Annotated in this window: 18 protein-coding genes; 12 read left to right on the forward strand and 6 right to left on the reverse strand. The window is 53.0% G+C overall.

Annotated elements, in window-relative coordinates; translation table 11 throughout:
- Positions 1-30: 30 nt before the first annotated feature.
- Positions 31-1,536 (reverse strand): hypothetical protein, encoded by a 1,506-nt coding sequence (locus ACYVC2_RS21510; protein WP_461105582.1) that lies wholly within the window; start codon positions 1,534-1,536, stop codon positions 31-33.
- A 201-nt stretch (positions 1,537-1,737) separates the two neighbouring features.
- Here ACYVC2_RS21510 and ACYVC2_RS21515 point away from each other — a divergent pair, with 201 nt between their 5' ends.
- The 8 genes from ACYVC2_RS21515 (at position 1,738) to ACYVC2_RS21550 (ending at position 9,577) form a co-directional block, all read left to right on the forward strand.
- Positions 1,738-3,477 carry an Ig-like domain-containing domain gene (locus ACYVC2_RS21515; RefSeq protein ID WP_461105584.1) on the forward strand — a complete coding sequence of 580 codons (1,740 nt, stop codon included), beginning with the start codon at positions 1,738-1,740 and terminating at the stop codon, positions 3,475-3,477.
- 288 nt (positions 3,478-3,765) lie between these two features.
- A complete protein-coding gene (locus ACYVC2_RS21520; protein WP_461105586.1) occupies positions 3,766-4,281 on the forward strand; it encodes a Rieske 2Fe-2S domain-containing protein in 516 nt (171 codons plus the stop codon).
- A 33-nt stretch (positions 4,282-4,314) separates the two neighbouring features.
- Positions 4,315-4,758, forward strand: coding sequence for a thioredoxin family protein (locus tag ACYVC2_RS21525; RefSeq protein WP_461105588.1), 444 nt, complete (start codon positions 4,315-4,317; stop codon positions 4,756-4,758).
- Positions 4,759-5,718, forward strand: a complete 960-nt coding sequence (locus ACYVC2_RS21530; protein WP_461105590.1) for an FAD:protein FMN transferase — start codon at positions 4,759-4,761, stop codon at positions 5,716-5,718.
- Between the two features lie 29 nt (positions 5,719-5,747).
- Positions 5,748-5,972, forward strand: a complete 225-nt coding sequence (locus tag ACYVC2_RS21535) for a DUF4266 domain-containing protein (RefSeq protein ID WP_461107204.1) — start codon at positions 5,748-5,750, stop codon at positions 5,970-5,972.
- 11 nt (positions 5,973-5,983) lie between these two features.
- Entirely contained in the window at positions 5,984-7,189 is a 1,206-nt protein-coding gene (locus ACYVC2_RS21540; RefSeq protein ID WP_461105592.1) for a DUF3570 domain-containing protein, read from the forward strand.
- 230 nt (positions 7,190-7,419) lie between these two features.
- Positions 7,420-8,952 (forward strand): DUF2271 domain-containing protein, encoded by a 1,533-nt coding sequence (locus ACYVC2_RS21545; RefSeq protein WP_461105594.1) that lies wholly within the window; start codon positions 7,420-7,422, stop codon positions 8,950-8,952.
- A complete protein-coding gene (locus ACYVC2_RS21550) occupies positions 8,897-9,577 on the forward strand; it encodes a PepSY-associated TM helix domain-containing protein (RefSeq protein ID WP_461105596.1) in 681 nt (226 codons plus the stop codon). The genes ACYVC2_RS21545 and ACYVC2_RS21550 overlap by 56 nt, the downstream gene beginning before the upstream one ends.
- Positions 9,578-9,672: 95 nt before the next feature.
- On the opposite strand, the gene ACYVC2_RS21555 is transcribed toward ACYVC2_RS21550, so the two are convergent.
- Both ACYVC2_RS21555 and ACYVC2_RS21560 read right to left on the reverse strand, forming a co-directional pair.
- Positions 9,673-9,894, reverse strand: coding sequence for a hypothetical protein (locus tag ACYVC2_RS21555; protein ID WP_461105598.1), 222 nt, complete (start codon positions 9,892-9,894; stop codon positions 9,673-9,675).
- Positions 9,895-10,148: 254 nt separating this feature from the next.
- Positions 10,149-10,907, reverse strand: coding sequence for a PAS domain-containing protein (locus ACYVC2_RS21560; protein WP_461105600.1), 759 nt, complete (start codon positions 10,905-10,907; stop codon positions 10,149-10,151).
- Between the two features lie 736 nt (positions 10,908-11,643).
- On the opposite strand from ACYVC2_RS21560, the gene ACYVC2_RS21565 reads away from it, so the two are divergent.
- Positions 11,644-12,972, forward strand: a complete 1,329-nt coding sequence (locus ACYVC2_RS21565; protein ID WP_461105602.1) for a vanadium-dependent haloperoxidase — start codon at positions 11,644-11,646, stop codon at positions 12,970-12,972.
- A 22-nt stretch (positions 12,973-12,994) separates the two neighbouring features.
- Here the strand turns inward: ACYVC2_RS21565 and ACYVC2_RS21570 are convergent, their stop codons facing one another.
- Both ACYVC2_RS21570 and ACYVC2_RS21575 read right to left on the reverse strand, forming a co-directional pair.
- Positions 12,995-13,432, reverse strand: a complete 438-nt coding sequence (locus tag ACYVC2_RS21570; RefSeq protein ID WP_461105604.1) for a response regulator — start codon at positions 13,430-13,432, stop codon at positions 12,995-12,997.
- A gap of 226 nt (positions 13,433-13,658) precedes the next feature.
- Positions 13,659-14,114: a hypothetical protein gene (locus ACYVC2_RS21575; RefSeq protein WP_461105606.1), complete on the reverse strand. Its 456-nt coding sequence runs from the start codon at positions 14,112-14,114 to the stop codon at positions 13,659-13,661.
- Between the two features lie 446 nt (positions 14,115-14,560).
- Between ACYVC2_RS21575 and treS the strand changes: the two genes are divergently transcribed.
- Positions 14,561-17,932, forward strand: a complete 3,372-nt coding sequence (treS, locus tag ACYVC2_RS21580) for a maltose alpha-D-glucosyltransferase (RefSeq protein ID WP_461107206.1) — start codon at positions 14,561-14,563, stop codon at positions 17,930-17,932.
- Here treS and ACYVC2_RS21585 read toward each other — a convergent pair.
- Positions 17,929-19,158: a multidrug effflux MFS transporter gene (locus ACYVC2_RS21585; protein ID WP_461105608.1), complete on the reverse strand. Its 1,230-nt coding sequence runs from the start codon at positions 19,156-19,158 to the stop codon at positions 17,929-17,931. The two genes, treS and ACYVC2_RS21585, sit on opposite strands and share 4 nt — an antisense overlap.
- Before the next feature lie 267 nt (positions 19,159-19,425).
- Here ACYVC2_RS21585 and rsmA point away from each other — a divergent pair, with 267 nt between their 5' ends.
- Both rsmA and mgtE read left to right on the forward strand, forming a co-directional pair.
- Positions 19,426-20,217 (forward strand): 16S rRNA (adenine(1518)-N(6)/adenine(1519)-N(6))-dimethyltransferase RsmA, encoded by a 792-nt coding sequence (rsmA, locus tag ACYVC2_RS21590; protein ID WP_461105610.1) that lies wholly within the window; start codon positions 19,426-19,428, stop codon positions 20,215-20,217.
- Between the two features lie 69 nt (positions 20,218-20,286).
- Positions 20,287-21,639: a magnesium transporter gene (gene mgtE, locus ACYVC2_RS21595; protein WP_461105612.1), complete on the forward strand. Its 1,353-nt coding sequence runs from the start codon at positions 20,287-20,289 to the stop codon at positions 21,637-21,639.
- The last annotated feature ends 7 nt before the right edge of the window (positions 21,640-21,646 follow it).

The following is a 21,646-nucleotide window of genomic DNA, read 5'->3' on the forward strand; positions in this document are numbered from 1 at the left end:
AATTATTCTTCACTCTTTATTCTTAATTCTTCACTCCATTTTGATAGTTAACGTGAAATATTCGGTTTGGTTATTCGGATTGTAAGCGCGTTCGACGCCCTGCAACAGGTTTTCCAGCCCGAATGTAGAGTTGGCATCGGGTGAGGCATCGTTGGTGGTATTGGTGCTGGCGATCCAGCGAGGTGGAAACTGCCGCTTTAGCTGAATGGTGGCCGTACGCTCACCGCGTGCGGGTTTGTCGGTGGTCAGTAGGAGCTTGTGCGTGGTTCCGTTTGCACCCGTGTACGCCTGAACCGCCGATACCCGAAAATTATCTTTTCCGGAAACCGCATACTGACTGGCATCGGTGAGCAGCGACGCTGGTACACGCAGGGCCGATAGATCCACCGCAACGGGAATCGTCAGGCTTTTGTCCGTAACGTCCGGCTGTACGTCCGTCAACTCATGAACCGCTTTGGCATGGCTGCGAACTTCTTCGTTGGAGCGCTTGAAGCGGCCTTTGCGGGCAGGGTCGCTGACCAGTACGGTATAAAACGGCGTCGTTGCTTTCGCGTCGCGGCCGAAAAACCACGAGTCGGCAAAGCCCGGCAACTGGTCGAAGCGCCGGATGGTCTGGTAGGCGGGGTCCTGGTAAAGCCGCTGCAGGGTTTCGTTGCGACCGATCAGGCAAAGGTAATAAGGGCGTTGGCCCGTGTATTTTTTCTTCGCGTTGTTCCAACTGTAATAGGTGCCGTCGAAGTCGGCTTCCAGCTTGATCACCAGCATCGAATGGGTGTTGGCGTAGGGATTGAAAACCGTTGTCAGGAGTGAGCTGGCGGCATCGAGGGTTTTCTGCGCGCTCATGCCCGTCAGGTTGGCATCCGAGTAGATCAGGTCGGAGACCAGTATGCTCAGGTCGTCGCTGGACGTGTTGCGGAGGATATCACTAAAAATCCGCTCGAAGTCGGTGCTGGTGGTTTTACCTTTCGTTTTGGCAACCGTAAAGATGTTTTTTTCCTTGAAGAACTGGGGCAACGATAACCCCAGCGGATTGACTTCGGTGTTGACGACGAAGAGTTTTCCCTGTCCTGGATTGACCGCATCGAACTCCGTCAGCACGTCGTTGAGGGTTCGTTTGAAGGCACCATTGCCTCCCGGCGCGTCGTAGGGAAACATGCTGCCGCTGGCTTCGAGATACAGGTTCAGGCGAAGCGGTTTGGTCGAGACAGCTGCCCCCGACAAGTTGATCGTCGGGTTTTTGCCATCTTTGGCGAGTTTGCGGTAAATACGGTTGCGTTTGATGTACGCCACCAGCGCCGACTCGTCGAGTTTGCCATCGGGTGTCAGTAGCGCTTTCGTTTTCTTATCCTTGCCGAGTGCCTGGCTTTCCTGGCCGACAAACACCCGAAGCGCATCGGCTTCTTCGACATCGATGGTGCTGTCTTCCAGCGCATCGCTGATTTTCTCATCCAGCTGGTCAGACGAGCTGGAACAGCCAGTCAGCCCACTTAACGAAGCAACCAGTACCAGCAACAAACAAAAACGAGTGCAGATCATGAATAATTCTTAGGGATTGATACGCCAGATCAGGTAACCGAAACGCCCAAATTTCGCCTGCACATTCTCACCTGTGGACAGATTACCTTTAAATTTTCTTAAATTACTATACAACCTAACGAAGCAGCCAGCCATTTTATGTCAATCGGTACCAGTAATCGATGAACGGACGTTTACCTTTGTAGTTCTATTGTTGATGACATGACGCTTCGCCACATTGTTTTAAGTTTTTTGCTGGCTCTTCCAATTCTCCTCCAAAATTGTGCGCAGGTAGCCCAGCCACCCGGTGGCAAGAAAGATACGCTGGCTCCGAAACTGATCAGTAGTATGCCAGCTCCCCGGCAGTTAAACTACAAAGGAAAGACCGTCGAGCTGGAGTTCGATGAATACGTCAACAGCGAGAATCTGCAGCAGAAAATCACGATTACGCCCCAGGACAGCAACACCTACCTGGTGAAATCGCTGCCGGAAGGCGTTCGCCTGACCTTCAACAAACCCTTTCAACCGAACACGACCTACACCATCGATTTTGCCGACGGCATCAAGGACATTACCGAACGGAACGTGGCTAAAAACACGAAAGTGGTCTTCAGTACCGGGGCCACGATCGATTCGTTGTACATTACCGGGAACGTAGTGGACGACGAAAGCCGACTGCCGTTGCTGGGGTTTGTGGTGGGGTTGTTTGCGCCGACGGATACCTTACCGATCAACCGGAAGCGCCCGCAGTATTTTGCCCGAACCGACAGCAGTGGCAACTACCGCATCGAGAACATCAAAACTGGAAAATATAAAGTATACGGCTTCGATGATAAAGATCTGAATCTGGTGAACAACACACCGGGCGAACGCGTCGCGTTTCGAGACAGCGTGCTGAACCTGAATCGGAACTATACGGATGTGAATCTGGTGGCGTTTCGGGGCTCGGGCAAACCGCGTATCAGCCGACGTGAGCGCACCGACGAAACCCTCGGACTCGAACTGAGCAGTGGTATTGCCAGCTACAAACTCCGCTTCGGGCGATTCTCGCCAACTACGTCGACGACAGCCGTCTCCACGACTGCTACGCCGACAACCACGCCGGTTCCAGCGCCAACGGCTCCGGCATCCACTACGGCCAAATCGACCACCGATACGATCGTGTCTTTTCTCGAAACTCCCAAAATGATTCGGCTGTTTCGACCCGCCAACCGGGCTGCCGACGATACACTGCACCTGACCATCATGGCCGAAGATTCGGTGGGCAACGTGACCGAACTGCGCGAGCGCGTTTATTTTTCACCGCTGAAAACGAGAGCCAAGAACCGGACTCCGCTTTCGGTGCAACTGACTCCACCCGCCACCGAGCCAATCGATAATAACCTGGAATTTACCCTGGTTTTCAATAAACCGATCTTCCGCTTCAATACCGATCTGATCGTGATCGGTCCGGATAGTACGAAGCCAATCAAGCTGGCGCCGACCGACCTGACCTGGAGCAACAACTTATCCCGGCTGGTCATTAAACAAAAAACCAACCTGCGCGATACGTTGCTGTTCCGACTGCAAAAGGGCGCTTTCATCAGCGTACAGGGCGATACATTGCCCCGCTATTCGACCCGGTACACCATCGCTAAGGAAGACAGCTATGGCCTGATTGCCGGGCGCGTGAATACGGCTGCACTGGGCTCCAACGTAAAAAACTACATCATCGAGTTGCTGGACGACAAGTACAAAGTCCTGCGAACAGCCTACGATACCCCAACGTACACCTTTGCCCGACTGAAACCGGGCTTATACCGCGTCCGGCTGATCAGCGACACCAACGGCAATCACCGACGCGACATCGGTAACGTGCAGAAAGGCCTTCAGCCCGAACGGATCGTATACGCGCCGGGTACTGAAGAGAACGGTACGATCCGGGTCAAGCAGGATTTCGAACTGACGGATATCGATTTCTGATAGACCTGCTGTTAACATCGTACGTCGTTTATAGGCCTTTTCACATTTCTGCTCTGAAGTACCAGCTAGCGCCTGCCAGAGTGAATTACTACACAGAATAGCCTGACTTTGAGCTAAGTATTTTTTACCAGGCTACCGCCACACGTTAATTAATAAGACGCTGCCCGCTCCACGTTTCATGTGGTGTATTTAGACCATTTCTGTATAAATTATTTTTTGATACACTTTGCAACAGCGGTGAGTAGTAGTACGTATTAGAAGCAGTCATGGATATTACCTACTACGTTTATGACCCGCTTTGACTTTTTAAAATCGCTTGGGTTTACCGGCGCTGCGCTCATGGCCGCCATGACCTCGTGCATTCGGGAAGAAGATACGGTTGTTGATGCACTGACCCTATCCGGTCAGCAAAGCACATCGCCTACCTCCTCTACGGCTCCCAGTAGCACCACAACATCTCCCACGTCGGGTACGACCAACTCAGGCGTAGATCTGAGCCAGATTACCAACCGGTTGCTGACCATCAACCTAAAGACGACAACCGCCCTACAAACCGTGGGCGGCTATATTGCGCAGAGTGGTATCGTCGTGGCTCAGGTCAGCTCGGGCGTTTACGTGGCCGTGACCCAAACGTGCAGCCATGAACCTAAAAAGGCTATTATCTTCAACAAAACAGAATTCTACTGTACACAGCACGGTGCCCGCTTCGACCTGACCGGAAAGGGTAAAAATAGCTTTGGTAGTAAGGGACTTACGGTTTACAAAACCGCTACCGATGGCACAACCCTGGTGGTGTACAGCTAAGCAAACAAACGGATTAATTTACCTGCAAAACCTATGAACGCGTTATTTCTCTCGCTGCTGACCACGTTGGTTACCCTGACATCAGGCTGGCAGCTTAATTTTGATCAGGCCAAAGCCGAGGCTGGACAAAACCACAAACTGATTCTGCTCAACTTTTCGGGTTCGGACTGGTGCGGACCGTGTATCAAACTGAAAAAGACGGTTTTCGAGTCAGCCCAATTCGAGCAATTTGCCGACGAACACCTTATCCTGGTGCGGGCCGATTTTCCCAGGTTGTCCAAAAACAAATTAGATACAAAACAGGAAGCTCATAACGAAGCCCTGGCCGAAAAGTATAACAAGCAGGGTAAATTCCCCTTTACGGTGCTGCTTGATCCAGACGGTCATGTTCTGAAGGAGTGGGATGGCTATCCGCAGGCGCTGACAGTGGATTCATTTGTGGCGTCTATTCAGGCGCAACTGCCTGCTCCGAAGTAGATGGAACCAACTGACAGCATTCATCAGTGGGTGGGGAGGCTCATGGGAAACCGCTTCGAAATCAGCGTCGTGAGCGCCGACGCCGACTGGGCCCAGGCCCGGCTGGCCGATGCCGTAGCCGAAATCAGCCGGATCGAACGCTTGCTCACTACCTTCGATGATGCGAGCCAAACCAACCAGATAAACGCCCGCGCAGGTCTTGGGCCCGTGCGGGTCGATGCGGAAGTGTTTGCGCTTATCCAACGGGCGTTACGGCTGTCGGTGCTTACCCAGGGGGCTTTCGACATTACGTACGGCTCGATCGACAAACGACTCTGGAACTTCGATACCGCTATGACTGCACTGCCCGATTCGCAAACGGCCCGGCGGCTGGTGCGGCTCATCAACTACCGGAATGTACTGCTCAACGAGTCTGACTCCACCGTATTTCTGAGAGAACGGGGCATGCGGATTGGCTTCGGGGGCATCGGCAAAGGGTACGCAGCCGAACAGGCGAAGCGACTGCTGCAATCGCTCGGGGTAACCAGCGGCATTGTCAACGCGGCCGGTGACCTGACCACCTGGGGAACGCAACCAAATGGCCAGCCCTGGACCATCGGCATTGCCGACCCCGCCCGCCAGGGAGTGGCCACCCGTGCTTTTTCGTACCTGAATATCAGTGACATGGCCGTAGCGACGTCGGGCAATTACGAAAAATACGCCCTGATCAACGGTCGACGCTATTCGCACACCATCGATCCGAAAACAGGCTACCCGGTATCGGGGATCAGGAGCGTAACCATCGTTGCGCCCAATGCTGAACTGGCCGACGCGCTGGCAACGCCCGTCATGGTGATGGGCGTCGATGTCGGACTTGATCTGATCAACCAGATGCGTCATATTGGCTGTATTATCCTGGATGAGAAGAACCGGCTCCATACCTCCCGTATTATTCGCCTGGTAACGCCAGCCGCTGTATAAAACTCAAGATTGTACCCACTCAAATCATGATGAAACGAATGAAGATTGTACTGCTGTTCGCCGTGGCTCTTTCGGGCGCTACGTTGTCGGGCTGCGTATCCGTGAAAGAATACCAGAAGAGCCGGATCAACGACGCTGATATGGAGCTGTCGGCCCGGAAGTCGGAGAAGTTCGAGCAGAATTTTTACCTCTATCGCGAAGGGGCAGCGGGGGCTAATGGCGGAAAAAGCGGGGGCGGCTGCGGCTGTAATTAAGCACTACAAGCATGAAGAAAATCTGCCTGTCGGTGGGGCTGCTCCTGAGTTTGTGGCGAGTCGGCTACGCCCAGCAAACGCCCGCTTATGAAAAACGTAAATTACAGGTGGCGGAGGTCAACCTGGTGTCGAGCTATTACGAGCAGGGTGGTGAAAATTCGGCGGTGACGGGCGGTATCGGCTCGGAGTACCTGCGCGATTACGCCCAGTCGTTCGATCTGGTACTTAAAACCACCGACCGGCGCAATCGCGAGCACAGCCTTGTATTCGATTTTAACCTGGATCATTACACGTCGGCGTCATCGGATCAGATCGATCCGCTCACGGTTTCGTCGGCTTCGCGAAGCGATACGCATATTTACCCGTCCGTTTCCTGGAGTATGCGCGACGACGCCCACCGCGTGACGAAAGGCATCTCGTTTGCCTATTCGACCGAATATGATTACAAATCGTACGGGGTCAATCTGAATTACAGTAAATCATCGGCCGATAACAACCGGGAGTTTACCCTGAGGGCGGGCGCTTTTTTCGATACCTGGACGGTGATCCTACCCGCCGAACTCAGGCCGGAAGGCTATGGGTCGGGCGCACACGGTGACCGCGATCCGGTCGATCATAAACCGCGCAACTCCTATAATCTCGGACTTTCGCTCTCGCAGGTCATCAATAAACGACTACAGGCGTTTTTTACGGTTGAACCGGCTTTTCAGCAGGGCCTGTTAAGTACGCCTTTCCATCGGATTTACTTTACCGAAGGCTCCGAAACCGTCGAGCGGTTACCCGGTTCGCGGTTCAAGTTGCCGTTGGGGGTGCGGCTCCACTACTTCCTTGGCGACCGGTTTATTTTTCGTACCTTCTATCGATATTACCTCGACAGCTGGGGTATGAAAGCGCATACGATCAATCTGGAGATGCCCATCAAATTGACGTCGTTTATTTCACTGAGCCCATTTTACCGGTATAGTCACCAGACAGCAGTACGGTATTTTGCGCCCTACGGCCAGCACGCTATTACGGACCGCTATTACACCAGTGACTACGACATCTCGGGCTTTCATAGTCAGTTTTTCGGGATGGGAGTAAGGCTGGCTCCGCCGGGGGGCGTATTGGGCATCGGTCACTGGCAAAGCGTTGAACTACGGTATGGCCGCTACGACCGGAGTGCGGGGATGGGCATGCAGGCCAACAGCCTGACTTTCCTGACCAAGTTTAAGTAACAGCGGAGCCAGCAGCGTGGGCTCGGTCAACAACAATCCTTGGCTGAGCTTGCCCCGTAAACGCCCTGATTCAGCCCTCGAAACCAGTCATTCACCCAGATTTGTTTTCTGACGCGGAGACAGTCCAGCAACTTTGGCTGTAGTTCCAGCTCAATAGAACAGTGCATAAAACTGACCTACAATAGTACTCGACTCTTGGGTAGTCTCTACGTAAGCAACTTCCTGAATTTATGAACTTAACTTCCGTGGCAGGGCTCGTGCCGCTGGTGATCGGCCTGCCCAATCTAACCAACTCATCGGAACCGCCGGGCCTGGGCCTTTTCATCGATCATCTGGAAAACGTATTGGGCAGCTCGTTCGATCTTAAAATTATTGCGAATTCGGCAGAGGTAGCCCGGCAGGCCGAGCAGGCGATACTGTCTGAAATCGCCCGTCTCGACGCCGTCCTGAGCCGCTATCGGCCCGATAGTGAGTTCAGTCGATGGCTGGCTGCTCCGCTCCAGCAGGCAGTTCCGGTTTCCAGCGACTTGTTGGCTATATTAACCGCTTTCGATCATTGGCAGGACCAAACGGGCGGAGCGATCAATGCCGCGGCTGAATACCTTGGCCAGCTTTGGCACCGAGCCGCCTTTGAGCAACACATGCCGACCGAAGCGGCTCGGCAGCAGGTTACGGGCGCGGTCAACCAGAAGCATTGGTTGCTGGATTCAGACCGACAAACCACCACTCGCCTGACGCAGGCGCCACTTCGATTAAATACCTTTACGAAGAGCTACATTCTGGATCAGGCGGCTAACGTAGCCCTGGGCCTTCCGGGGGTAGATGGGCTGGTGCTCAACGGTGGGGGAGACATCGTCGTTCGGGGTAACTGGCCGGAAACCGTTGCTATTGCCGATCCAAGAGCCGATGCAGAAAATGCAACACCGATTGCCCGATTGGCTGTACAAAACAAAGCCGTAGCCACCAGCGGAAACTATCGTCGGGGTTGGCAACTGGGGAATCAACGGATATCGCACATCATAGATCCACGCACCGGGCTACCCGCGCATGACATCATCAGCGCGACGGTGCTGCATTCGGATGCCGTAACGGCCGGGGCGCTGGCAACAGCTTTCAATATATTGACTCCCGATGAAAGCGCAGCGCTGGCGACTCAACTGCCCGATACAGAGTATCTGCTCGTTACGCGCACTGGACAGACCATAACCAGCCCGGACTGGCCGGGTACCGCCCTGCCGCTGCCCGAAGGGAGAGTTGTTGGCCCAAAACCAACTACTGCGCATCTGCTTTCGCTACCGACTAAAGACAAGCTGTGGAATGCCAGCCAGGAACTGCTGATTTCGTTCGAACTGGCCCGGTTCGAAGGGCGGTCGCATCGGCCATTCGTAGCCGTATGGGTCGAGGACGAGGCCGGTAATCCGGTTCGTCAGCTGGCGTTGTGGTACAATAAGCCCCGCTGGCTACATGATTTGCGCGACTGGTACAATCTTCGCGTCAGTCCGGACTTAGCCTCCTCGGTAACCAGCGCAACTCGTTCGCCAGGCCAATATACGCTCGTCTGGGATGGTAAGGACGACAAAGGTCAGTATGTGAAACAAGGTAAATACACCGTTCTGATCGAAGCCGCCCGCGAACATGGCAGCTACCAGCTGATGCGGGAAACGATGGATTTTAACGGAAAAGTCAAACAGCAACCCCTGCCCGGTAATGTCGAAATCACAGCCGCGTCCCTGGATTACCGCGAGAAGTCAGCAACCCGCTAACCGACAGCCGGTACAGGAGCAATCGACGGCAAAGCCAGGCAGCAAACGCTGGGCCGGGCTGGTTCGGTGGCTGCATCTGTATTTGTCGGTCGTGAGTTTTGTGCTGGTTCTTTTCTTTGCCGTAACGGGCCTGACGCTCAACCACGCCGACTGGTTCGACGATGCGACACGGACGACGGAGGTGAAAGGGCGGATCGATAGAACCTGGATAGTTGGTACCGATTCCAATGCGGTGAACAAACTGGCAATAGTGGAGTACCTCCGGTCGGTGCATCAGCTCAAAGGCAGTGTCAGCGAATTTCGGATCGACGACCGACAGGTCAGTCTTTCTTTTCATGGTCCTGGTTACTCCGCTGATGCGTTTATCGATCGACCGGAGGGAACCTATCAACTTACCGAAACCCGCATGGGCCTGGTCGCGATATTGAACGATCTGCACAAAGGGCGGGATACGGGACCGGGCTGGGCCTGGGTCATCGATGGGGCCGCTGTGTTTATGACGCTGGTTTCCTTAACGGGGCTGGCATTACTCCTGGTTCTGAAAAAACGCCGGCTCAGCGGTCTCTGGTGGCTACTGGCCGGAGCCCTGGCAAGCGGACTGGCCTACTGGTGGCTGGTTGTTTAAGTGTTTCGACTTCTCGGCCCGCAGAATTGTAAAGAAAGACCATACTCGTGCTGAGAAATGGCCGCCATCTCTAGTCGATTTATGGCCTTTTTAGGTCAGTCTTTTGCTTTGGATTTGTCTGAATTCGTCGGGTTGGCTTCCGGCTCCAGCATCCCCTGCATGGCCTGTTCGCCGTATTCCCGTTGCAGTGTACCCAGTTCTTTGTCCGAACGGGCGTCCGTCTGGTCGGTATTGCGGACAGCGCCTGGCTGGAGGTTATGTTTCTTTTCGAGATTGCCGACCTGAATATCCGATCGGTCCTTACGGGTCTTACGCATAGCTCTGAACAAGGTTAACGAAATGAACTCACTATTGCGATAAACTGCTGTGGAGTCATTTGTTTCATTAAGTTAACAATAACGTACAAGCGGTACGTCAACTTGTCCCGGATGATCCTATTCTGAGTTAAGGCTTGCTCACAAAACAAGATCGAGTTGTTGGCAAGCCTATAACTGGTTTCCCGAAAGGGTTTGAGTAGGGCAAAGCAAGCGTTCGCCATCCATCGATGGCGGTCGTTTTCTGGCCAATGCGGCTAGGGAATTACCTGACTGATGTCCCAGCACACGCCCAATACCCAGGCCGGATTCAAGGGTGAGGTGAATTTGACCACACCCTTGATTCTGAGGGTACGTACCTGACCCACCAACGGAATTCGAAAAACTTCTTCGAAACGGCTCGTGCCTTGTTTTAACTGCTCGACAAGACGGTGGGTCACCGCACGGTCAGCTTCTATGGAGCTGTCTGCCAACGTTTGGAGGGAGATGGACGTTCCGGGCTCCAGACCAAATAGACGATACATGCCGTCGGACCAGAAGAAGCGATCGGTTTCGCGGTCATAGTCCCAGCTTCCCAGGTTTGCCAGTTCTTCGGTTTGCTGTAAGAGGGTAAGCTGCTTGATCAGTTCCTGCTCTGCCTGTACCCGATCCGTAATATCGGTAAAGAAACAAAGCAGCGTTTGCTGTGCCTGCTCGGTAATAAGCACTTCGAACCACCGGCCATCCGTAGGGAGCTGGTAATCTACCCGTAGTTTCTGACCCGTGAGAGCCACCTGCTGATAGCAGGCCCGCAGTTCGTCTCCCTGCGGAAACACTTTCTGGCAACTCTTACCTTGTAAATCGTCTGGACATTCGCCCAGCAGGGCTGCCGCGGCAGGGTTAACCAGCAAATAGTGAAAATCGATAGGCATGCCATGCTGGTCACGAACAATCTGATACAGAATCAATCCGTTGAGAGAGTCTCTGAGCAGGGCCTGCAATAAGGTGTCATTGGATAGGCTAGTGGTCGATACCATCGCGAGTAGGGAGTATAGACTTGGTAAGATCAACGGGCAGCTACAGCTCTGTCGGCAGACGCGTTAGACGTAAAACGACCGGTTTTGCACATCCAGTCTCAGTCAGGTCTATGAATTGAGGCTTGTTCAGTAACTAATAAGCTCGATTCGACTCATCGATCTAACCGGCAAGGCGTTTGAGTGAATTTAACACGCTGTTGAAGCAACCGCTTGTCGAGTGTAGTTCCCGGAGGGAACGATGAAAACAGGTTAGTACAGCAAAAGAACAATAACCTTCACATAAGAATATACAATACTATTAACGATAGATTATTGATTTTAGATTCATAAATCCCACAGACCAGTCGAACTGAACAAGGAAAAATGTGCGAAGAACGCCCGAAGACTCTAATAATCAGGTGAAGAGTTCTTGCGATCTGCAGTGACTTAAATCCTGTTTTTCAATCGTAGTAACTACTGATTCTTACCATCATAGCGTCCCGGGAAAGTACAATCAATTATAATCCTGAAGAGATGGGCAGTGCAGATAGACTTGTATTCTGGCAGGCCCAGTTACCGATCAGTAAAAAAATCGACCTATCCCTCAAGAAATGGGCTGGCCAACCTGATTCGCTCTAAATTTTGAAACAGGTTACCTGCCAGCGGTTGCTGCTGGCGGTCGTCAGGGCAATACCTCACCGGTCCAACTTATGCGGTAGGCCTGCTGAACTTTTCGAACTTATATTCTGCCATCATTATGAAACTTCTGTGTAGCCTGCCTTTTGTGGTTGTCAGCGCTTTAGGCATTGGGATGAGTAGCTCCTTATCTTCGACCTATCCTCAACACCAGCAGGCACCCAGTCCGGATGTAGCCACTTACCCCGCCGATGTGCTGACGGACTGGCTGGCTCTCCAACTCCAAATCACTCAAACTACGCCGGCGGCTCCGCCCGTGGCCATTCGGCGCCTGGCTTATACGGGTGTGGCGCTTTATGAAGCCCTCGTACCCGGAATGACCGCTTATGAGTCCATTGCTCCCCGGTTGAATGGACTGACCACGTTGCCTGCAATAACTCCCGGGGTTTCGTACCACTGGCCTAGCTGTGCGAACGCGGCTCTGGCGACCATCTTTCGGGCGCTTTACCCCATGACTTCGCCGAAGAATAAAGCTGCCATCGATTCGCTGGAAGCCGCCCGCACAACACTCTACCAGTCGAAATGGCCAGAAGAGGAACTGACCCGGTCGGCCGATTTTGGCAAACGAATAGCAATTGCTGTATCTGAATGGGCTAAAACCGACGGCTATGATAACAACGCGCCCTATGCACTCCCTACAGGCGCTGGTAAGTACGTTCTGACACCCCCCAACTTCTCACCGGCGGCCCTTTGCAACTGGGGGCAATGCCGTCCACTGGTTAAAGGCAGCGATGCCGGTACGGATAAGACTCCGCCCATTCCTTATTCAGAAGACCCCGCATCCGCTTATTATGCCCAGGTCAGAGAGGTGTACGAGCTATCGCAGCATTTGACCCCCGAACAAAAGGCCATCGCGTTGTTCTGGGCCGACGATCCGGACGGCTCCAGCTTTGGGGGTGGTCACTGGATGGCTATACTGCATGAAGTATTGACTTCCCGGAAACCTAAGCTGGATATGGCGGCCAGGGCTTATGCTCAGTTGGGCATTACCTGCGCCGAAGCTACTTTCTGCGTCTTCAAAGGCAAGTACAAGTACAACGGCCTTCGGCCGATCACGTATATCCGTACGGTGATGAAGCAGCCCAACTGGAATACGCTGATCGTTACGCCCCCGCATCCGGAATATCCTTCGGGGCATGCCCTGATTTCGGGGGCAGCCGCTCAGACGCTGAGCCAGTTGTTCGGAGCCAGTTCCGCTTTCACGGATTCATGCTATACGTTTCGTGGCTACGGACCTCGTGCTTATACGTCCTTCGGGCAGGCGGCTCAGGAAGCCGCCGACTCGCGCGTCTACGGGGGCATTCATTACCGCCCCAGCTGTAATGCCAGCTTAGCAGACGGCAGAATCATAGCCCGAAATGTAGCCCAAACGCTTCGATTTATGCGGTAAACTTGGTTGAGAGAAATTTGCCTCAGTAGGAAGTACGACTTAAGCCCGCCGTTGGCTGTCGATTGAGTTCCAGCCAATACTGGCAAAGCGTCTCCATCGTTTTCCTGACCGAATTGATATCTACTGGTTTTAACAGAAACGAGTTGACGCCGGCCTGATAGCATTGATCGATCTCAAGAAAAGAAGCATCGGTACTCATCATCACGACCGGTATCGTTCGGAGGGTGGGGTGTTGCTTTAAGGCAAGCAGCGTCTGATGCCCATCCAGCCAAGGCATGTGTCGGTCCAGAACAATCAGACTGGGAGCAGGACTAAGGTGGTTCAGTGCCTCCAGCAGGGCCTGACCGCTGGCAAAGATGCGCAGGGGATAAGCCGTCAGGAAGCGGGAAAATACCTGCTGAACCAGGAGCCGGTAATTTACCGAGTCATCAACGATACAGATTAATCCTGGAATAGTCATCGGGCTATCTGGTTGAGCGTTAGACGAACTTCGTGTACCTGTTTTCGATGGCCCCTGAAAAGAAAATGTTATAGAACGGGCCGGCCAGCCCGGCGAATACCGGTTTTCTTATTCATAAAAAAGGTCGGCCCAATAAGCCGACCTTTTGCTTAACTCAACATACTCACTTGGTAGACTGCCCACAACAAGCTGATACAGGCTACAAACGGTCTACCAAATTAAATCCCTATTGAGGTTTGGTGCTGCCGCTCGACGAGTTGTCGCTCTGGCTGCTGCCACTACCACTACGTTTCATACGTCGGCCATTACCCTGGCCAGACGAGCCCGATGTAGAACCTGATGTTGAACCCGACTGGCCCGAAACCGAGTTGCCATCCTGGCTGCTCGTCCCCGACATGTTGTCGGAACTATTCATTGCGCCCGACCGCATACGTCCGCGACGACCCGATTGGCCCTGTCCACTACTTCCCGTGCTTCCATCGCTGGAAGAACTGCCGGAACTGTTTGTTCCCATTGTCGATCCACTGCTACCACTTCTACCGCCTTGGCTGGTGCCACTTTGAGCAGATGAACCATTGGATCCGCTTCCCGTTCCACTGGTGCCGGGAGCTGTTGTTTGTGCCTGAGCGTTGAAAGCCATTACTGCCAGTAAGAAGCTTCCCATCAAGATGATCTTTTTCATAGCTTTGAGTTGGTCGGCTAGCTGATTGTCCAAACTAACCAGCAGTGTAACGGCACAAAGATCTTTTTGGCTTTTAAAAAGGGGGTACTTTAATAGGAAATTAATTTTGGGCCCATAAGATCACTGTTTGTGCCGCTTATTGAGGGTTGGCCCGGCAGAAGTAGCTAAAACGTTATGACCGGCTACGCGCAGACGTAGTGAAACGGCTATAGTACTAAGCCAAAAAATCTACCCGGCAATCGGAAATGGCTTACGGACTAGTGATTGATTGGCTAATTTGCTGATTATTAAATACTTATTTATTGGTTTGCTTTCCCGCCACCTGCTTTCTGTTCCGTTCTGAATCGTTTTCAACAGCGACTCCAACCATACCAATGCATAACATTTTAGCCTAAAGAGGTTTGTTTTTAGTTAAGGGTTGACAAACACTTAGCTAATACGCAATGATGGCCGCCAACAGCACTGAACTACAAGATAATCTCCACTGGTACAAAGACGCTATTATTTATGAGCTACACATCAAAGCGTTCTGCGACGGAAATGCCGATGGGATTGGTGATTTTCAGGGACTGCTCGAAAAATTAGACTATATTCAGGATTTAGGGGTTACGGCCATCTGGCTTCTGCCATTCTATCCATCGCCCCTGCGCGACGATGGCTATGATATTGCCGACTACTACACCATCAATCCCTCATACGGGACCATCGACCAATTTAAACTCCTGCTCGACCAGGCTCACCAGCGAAACCTGAAAGTGATTACTGAGCTGGTCATCAACCATACCTCCGATCAGCACCCCTGGTTTCAACGCGCCCGAAAAGCACCCGTCGATTCGCCCGAACGCGCTTTCTACGTCTGGACCGATGACCCGACTCAGTATAAAGACGTTCGTATTATTTTTCAGGATTTCGAAACCTCCAACTGGAGTTGGGACCCCGAAGCGCAACAGTACTACTGGCACCGGTTCTTTCATCATCAGCCCGACTTGAACTACGATAACCCGCTGGTTCAGAGCGAGGTTTTTAAGATGATAGATTACTGGTGTGAGCTGGGCGTCGACGGTTTCCGGCTCGATGCTGTTCCGTATCTGTTCGAGCGGGAAGGCACCAACGGCGAAAACCTGCCCGAGACCCATGCGTTTCTGAAAAAGCTGCGGAAACACATCGATGATCATTTTCCGGGCGTCGCATTTCTGGCCGAAGCTAACATGTGGCCCGAAGATTCGGCGTCCTACTTCGGCGACGGCGATGAGTGCCACATGAACTACCATTTTCCGGTGATGCCGCGGCTGTTCATGGCCCTTCAACGGGAAGAGCGCTATCCGATTACCGATATTTTCGACCAGACGCCAGCCATTCCCGAAACCTGTCAGTGGGCTATTTTCCTGCGTAACCACGACGAGCTGACCCTCGAAATGGTAACCGACGAAGAGCGGGATTATATGTATAAAACCTACGCCCGAGACCCCAAGGCCCGTATTAACCTCGGTATCCGGCACCGACTGGCTCCACTCCTGGGAAATAATCGTAAGAAAATCGAGCTGATGAACAGCTTGCTTTTTTCGCTGCGAGGCACGCCGGTCATCTACTACGGCGATGAAATCGGCATGGGCGACAACGTCTATCTGGGCGACCGCGACGGCGTTCGAACACCCATGCAATGGTCGCCGGACCGCAACGGTGGTTTCTCGGCAACGAATCCGCAAAAGCTGTATCTGCCCGCCATCATCGACCCCGAGTATCATTTCGAATCTGTCAACGTAGAAACCCAGCGCCAAAATACGTCGTCGCTATTCTGGTTTATGAAGCGGATGATTACCCTGCGGAAGAACTATAAAGCTTTCGGCCGCGGGGATCTGAAATTCCTGAATGTCGAAAATCCTAAAGTCTTGGCCTTTACCCGCACTTACGAAGACGAAACACTGCTGGTTGTCGTCAATCTATCCAAATTTGCCCAGCCCGCTGAGATCGAGCTGACGGGCTTCAGCGGATATGTGCCGGTCGAAGCGTTCAGCCGAAACTCATTTCCGCCGATCACCCAAAGCGAAACGTACTTCTTCACGCTGGCAGCGCACGATTACCAATGGTTCGTGCTGGAGAAAACGCATACGGAAGCGGTTACACAAACCCAGTTGCCCACCATCCGTGTCGAAGCCTGGGAGCAGCTACTAAACAAGCGTACGCGCGACCGGCTGGAAACGAAAGTAATTCCAGACTATCTGTTGCGTAGTGAGTGGTTTAGCGATCGGAAAGAAACCCTGCGGGGCATTTCCATTCTGAGCCATTCGATGCTGACTCTGCCGACGGGTTCGGCCTACGTTTTGTTACTCGAAGCTTCGTTCGAACCGGGGTTGCCCGAAATTTTTCAGCTGCTGCTGGCATTGGCTCCCCAGGGCCAGGCCGATAAACTTATCAGCGATTGTCCGCAGGCGGTGCTGGCCAATCTGGAACTCGGCGCTGAATCGGGCCTGCTCTGCGATGGCATTTATCTGACGGAAGTGCAGCTGACTTTGCTGCAGAAAATGGCCCAGACAGGTCGGCAGACAGAAGGGGGGCTTATCTTCCAGAATACTTCTCTGCTAGCGGATTATGTGCGGGATCATGACACGATAAAACCGAAACTGGTCGCTTCCCGGTCCGATTACGCATCGATTAGCTACGATCGGCTGTTCGAACTCAAACTCTACCGGAAGCTGGATAAGTCCATCAATCCGGATGTCGAACTGACCCGGTTTCTATCCGAAAGTGCCGAATTTCCGTATGTTCCGATCTATGCCGGATCGTTGGAAACGACCTTGTCCGGCGACTCCATTATGCTGGGGTGTATGCAGGAAATGGTCGATCAGCATGGCGACGGAAAAAGCTACGTGCTGGATCGGATCAATAATTTCATCGAGCGGATTCTGGCTCGTGACCAGACGCAGTTAGCTCGGGCAACCGATGCCCCACGGGGCACGTTGAGCCAACCGATTCCTTTCGGGGAGTTACCCGCCGAAACGCAGGAGTTGCTGGGACATCGAGCCGCTCAGCAAGCTCAGCAACTGGGTACGCGCATCGGCCAGATGCACCTGGCGCTGGCTTCCAACCATTCGTCAAAGGATTTTACCCCGGAAGAATTTTCACTGCATTACCAGCGGTCGTTGTTCGCGGGCTTACAGTCGCTGGTGCGGGCCAGTTACCAGAGTCAGAAACGGAACCTATCCCGGCTTCCTGACGACATAAAACAGGATGCTGAATGGCTGCTGAATCAGAAAGAGGAGGTGCTGAAGCGGCTGAAACGGATCTATACCAAAAAGCTGGACATAACGAAAATCCGGATTCACGGCGATTTGCAGCTGGATAAGATTCTACTTACTGGAAAAGACCTTGCCATTCAGGATTTCGGCGGTGAGGCCAGCCGCAGTTATAGCGAACGCCGGCTCAAACGCTCACCCCTGCGCGACGTAGCGGCCATGATACGCTCCTTTTATTATGTCGGTTACGAAGGCTTTCTACGTACGAATCAGGTTTCGAAAGAAGACAGCGCCCGGGTAATGCCATACGCCGAATTCTGGGCGAATTACATGAGCGGATTCTTCATCGACGCTTATCTGAAAACCGTTCAGGGCAGTTCGTTCATTCCGGCTCAACCCGAGGACCTGCAAATGCTGCTGGAAACGTTCCTGCTCGAAAAAGCGATTACTGATTTGAATGCTGAACTAAACCTCCGTCCCGACTGGGTGCGTGTGCCGCTGCAACTGATCCAATCCATAATTGGGCAACCCCGGTACGATGAAATACACGTACAGGCAGAAGCCCCCGTAGGCAGTAACCCTTAATGGAGTAGGGCCGCATCGGCCTCCGGCTGGACATCGACCTGCGTGCTGATCGTTCTGCGGCCCGTCAGCAATACCAGCAGAGCCAGGGTCGCCGAGCCCGCCATTCCGACCACCATCGGAATGGCGGAGGGAGTTTCGAACAGGCTCACAAAAACAGAAATCAGGGTACCCATACCCATCTGAAGGGCACCCATCAGGGCCGAAGCACTACCGGCATTTTTGGCAAACGGAGCCAGGGATAACGCTGCGGCATTGGGGTTGGTAAAACCGATGCAGCACAGGAACAGAAACAAAAAAACGATGGTAATCGGGAGCGTTAGCAAACCGTTTAGCGCCACGGCCAGAAAAACCAGGGCAATGATTACCTGGCAGACCAACGCAACGCCGACGATCTGCTCACTCCTATATTTTCGTAGTAGTAAGGTGTTGACCTGACTTGAGCCGATGAAACCGACGGAAAGAAAGGCGAATATCCAGCCGTATACTTTTTCGTCGGTGTGGAAGACTTCCATAAACAGAATCGGTGAGCCCGACACATAGGCAAACAGGCCCGAAAAGGCGATGGCGCTGGTAAAGGCATAGGTGTAAAACTGGGGCTCGCGCAGCACCTGCCAGAAATTGAGCAGGATCGGTCTGGGCTTCAGCGAGATCGATCTGTCGGGTTTATAGCTGGCTGGCAGCCAGAAAAAAACGGCGAGCAGGATAGCGATGCCCATTGCCATCAGGATGACGAATACCGTTTGCCAGCCGAAAGCAGCGGTCACATACCCCCCGACGGTCGGGGCGATCATCGGCGAAGCGCCCACCACAAGCAGTAGAAGAGAAAATACCTTCGCGTTGTCCTTCACCGGAAACAAGTCGCGAACCATGGCCACCGACGCGACTGCTGCCGCGCAACTGCCGATAGCCTGAACGACCCGCATGAAAATCAGCCCGTCGATACTCGTCGTAAAGGCACAGCCTGCGGAGGCCACTATGTAAACGATCAGCCCGATATACAAGGGTTTTTTTCGCCCAAAGCGGTCGAGCAAGGGTCCGTAAAGAAGCTGCCCTACCGAAATGCCAATGAAAAAACCCGATAAGGAAAGCGAGACTTTGGCTGCGGTGGTGTGCAGGTCTTTGGCAATAGCCGGGAAACCCGGCAGATACATGTCAATCGAAAACGGACCCAGCGCCGTTAAACTGCCTAAAATCAGGATAAGAAAAAAATACGTCTTTTTAGACATCAGGAATTGATAAAGTGAAAGCGATTCCGGCTTCTATTGCCGGACCAGCCGACTAATTATGCTTCGTTCTGGTGTACTATCTATACACAAGTTGCAGCTCAATAATTTCCGAAAAGCTCACGGATTATACCGAAATCAGGCAACGACTGAACAAAATGCCTGGTTAAATAATCTTAGGGCCGTAAACGATAGTGATAGTTGTGGCTGATATTCACCCGAGAGCCCATACCTTTGCGGCCGTACTTCTCTTGAACGCCCGACCGTATCATGCACGTCAAGCCGAAAAAAGAACTCGGTCAACATTTTTTGAAAGACCTGAGCATTGCCCAGCGTATCGCCGACCTGCTGACCGGACAAGGGGGCTACAAATCGATTCTGGAAATCGGGCCGGGCATGGGTGTACTCACGCAGTTCCTGCTGGCAGACAATCGGTTCGATACCTACGTAATTGAGATCGATCGGGAGTCGGTCGATTACCTGAAAGGCCATTTTCCGGCGCTGGAAGGTCGTATTCTGGCCGCCGATTTTCTGAACATCCGGCCTGATCTGCTACCCGCCAAACAACCGGATTCGACAGCGCCTTTCGCCGTCATCGGTAATTTCCCGTATAACATCTCGACGCAGATTCTTTTTAAAGTGCTGGACATGCGCGAGCGGGTGCCCGAAGTGGTGGGTATGTTTCAGCGCGAAGTGGCACAACGGGTTGCCTCTGGTCCAGGCAATAAAGACTACGGAATTTTGAGCGTACTGCTTCAGGCGTGGTACGACATTAAATACGAATTCACGGTGCCACCGGATGTATTCAATCCACCCCCCAAAGTGCATTCGGGTGTGATTTCGTTGCGTCGAAACGCCAAGACCGATCTGGGCTGTGACCAGCGAAAGTTTACCCAGGTTGTTAAACATGGGTTCAATCAGCGCCGGAAAACCCTGCGCAATGCGCTGAAGCCGCTGAATCCGTCGGAAGCCGCTCTGGCCAGTTCGTTTATGGACAAACGGGCCGAACAACTAAGCGTGGCCGACTTTATAGAACTGACAAGGTTAATGAGTAATGAATGATGAAGAATGAATAATGAGCCGCATCGCTAAACCATTATCCCGTCTTCGTTTTACATTATCCATTAAAAGATGACGTTCGAACTAACAAAAGAATACCTCGATTACATCCAGGCGGCCATCGAAGCGGGTGACGAAAGCCGGCTCAGGACGGCCATGGAAGAACTGTTTCCGGCCGATATTTCGGGGATTCTGGATGAACTGGAGCCCGAGTCGGCTCACTACCTGCTGAGCCTGCTGGACAAATCCGTCGGGGCCGAAATCCTGGCGAACATCGATCCGACGGAGCGGACGAATCTGCTCAAGCTGTTCACCTCGGAAGAACTCGCTCCATTTATCAACCAGATGGATTCCGACGATGCCGTGGATTTGCTGAATCAGCAACCCATTCAGGTGCGCGAAGAAGTAATCGGCCTGCTCGAAGACCGTGAACAGGCGCGGTTTATTCTGGATCTGCTGCACTACGAAGACGGCGTGGCGGGGAGTTTGATGCAGAAGGAGCTGATCCGCATCAACGTTAACCTGACGGTAAATGCCTGCATCGAAGAAATCCGGCAGCAGGCCGAAGATGTCGAGAATGTCTACGCCGTTTATGTGGTCGATGATGTGGGAAAACTGCTCGGGCTGGTATCGCTGAAGAAAATCGTACTGGCGCGCAAAAACGCCAAAATCGCCGACATATACGATGAAGACGTGGTCTTTGTAGAGACGTACCGCCCCGTTACCGAAGTGGCCGAGGTGATGCAGAAATATGACCTGGACGCCATCCCGGTCGTAAACGTGCAACAGCGGCTTCTGGGACGGATCACTATCGACGACGTCGTGGACGTCATTACCGAACAGGCCGAAGAAGATATTCAGGTGATTTCAGGTTTATCGGGGGAAGCCGAAGAAGACGACAGCATCTGGAAACGCTCGAAAGTGCAGTTGCCCTGGCTGGTAGCGGGCGCGATTGGAAGTTTGCTGGCTGCCACCGTGATCAATGGGTTTCAGAGCGAGCTGGGGAAAGTAGCAGCTCTGGCCGCTTTCATTCCGATCATCGGGTCGACGGGGGGCAACGTTGGCATCCAGACCTCTTCATTGATTTTGCAAAGCCTGACCGACACCTCCGGGCTGAGCATGACGATGGCCAAACGACTGCTCCGGACGCTGCTCGTCGCGATCATCAATGGATTGGTAGTCGGGCTGATTGCGGGGGTTTACACGTTTATTATCGGCGAGCCGCGGCTGTTTTTCGTCGTCGCGATTTCGCTGCTTTCGGTGGTTCTGCTGGCTTCATTTATGGGCACCGTAACCCCGCTGGTACTCAATCGGATAGGCGTCAACCCGGCAGTAGCTTCCGGGCCGTTTATCACCACGGCGAATGACCTGATCGGCATTGGTGTCTATTTTCTGATTGCGCAGGGATTGCTGGCGGAGGTCTGATTTTTGC

The sequence above is a fragment of the Spirosoma koreense genome (assembly GCF_054777875.1).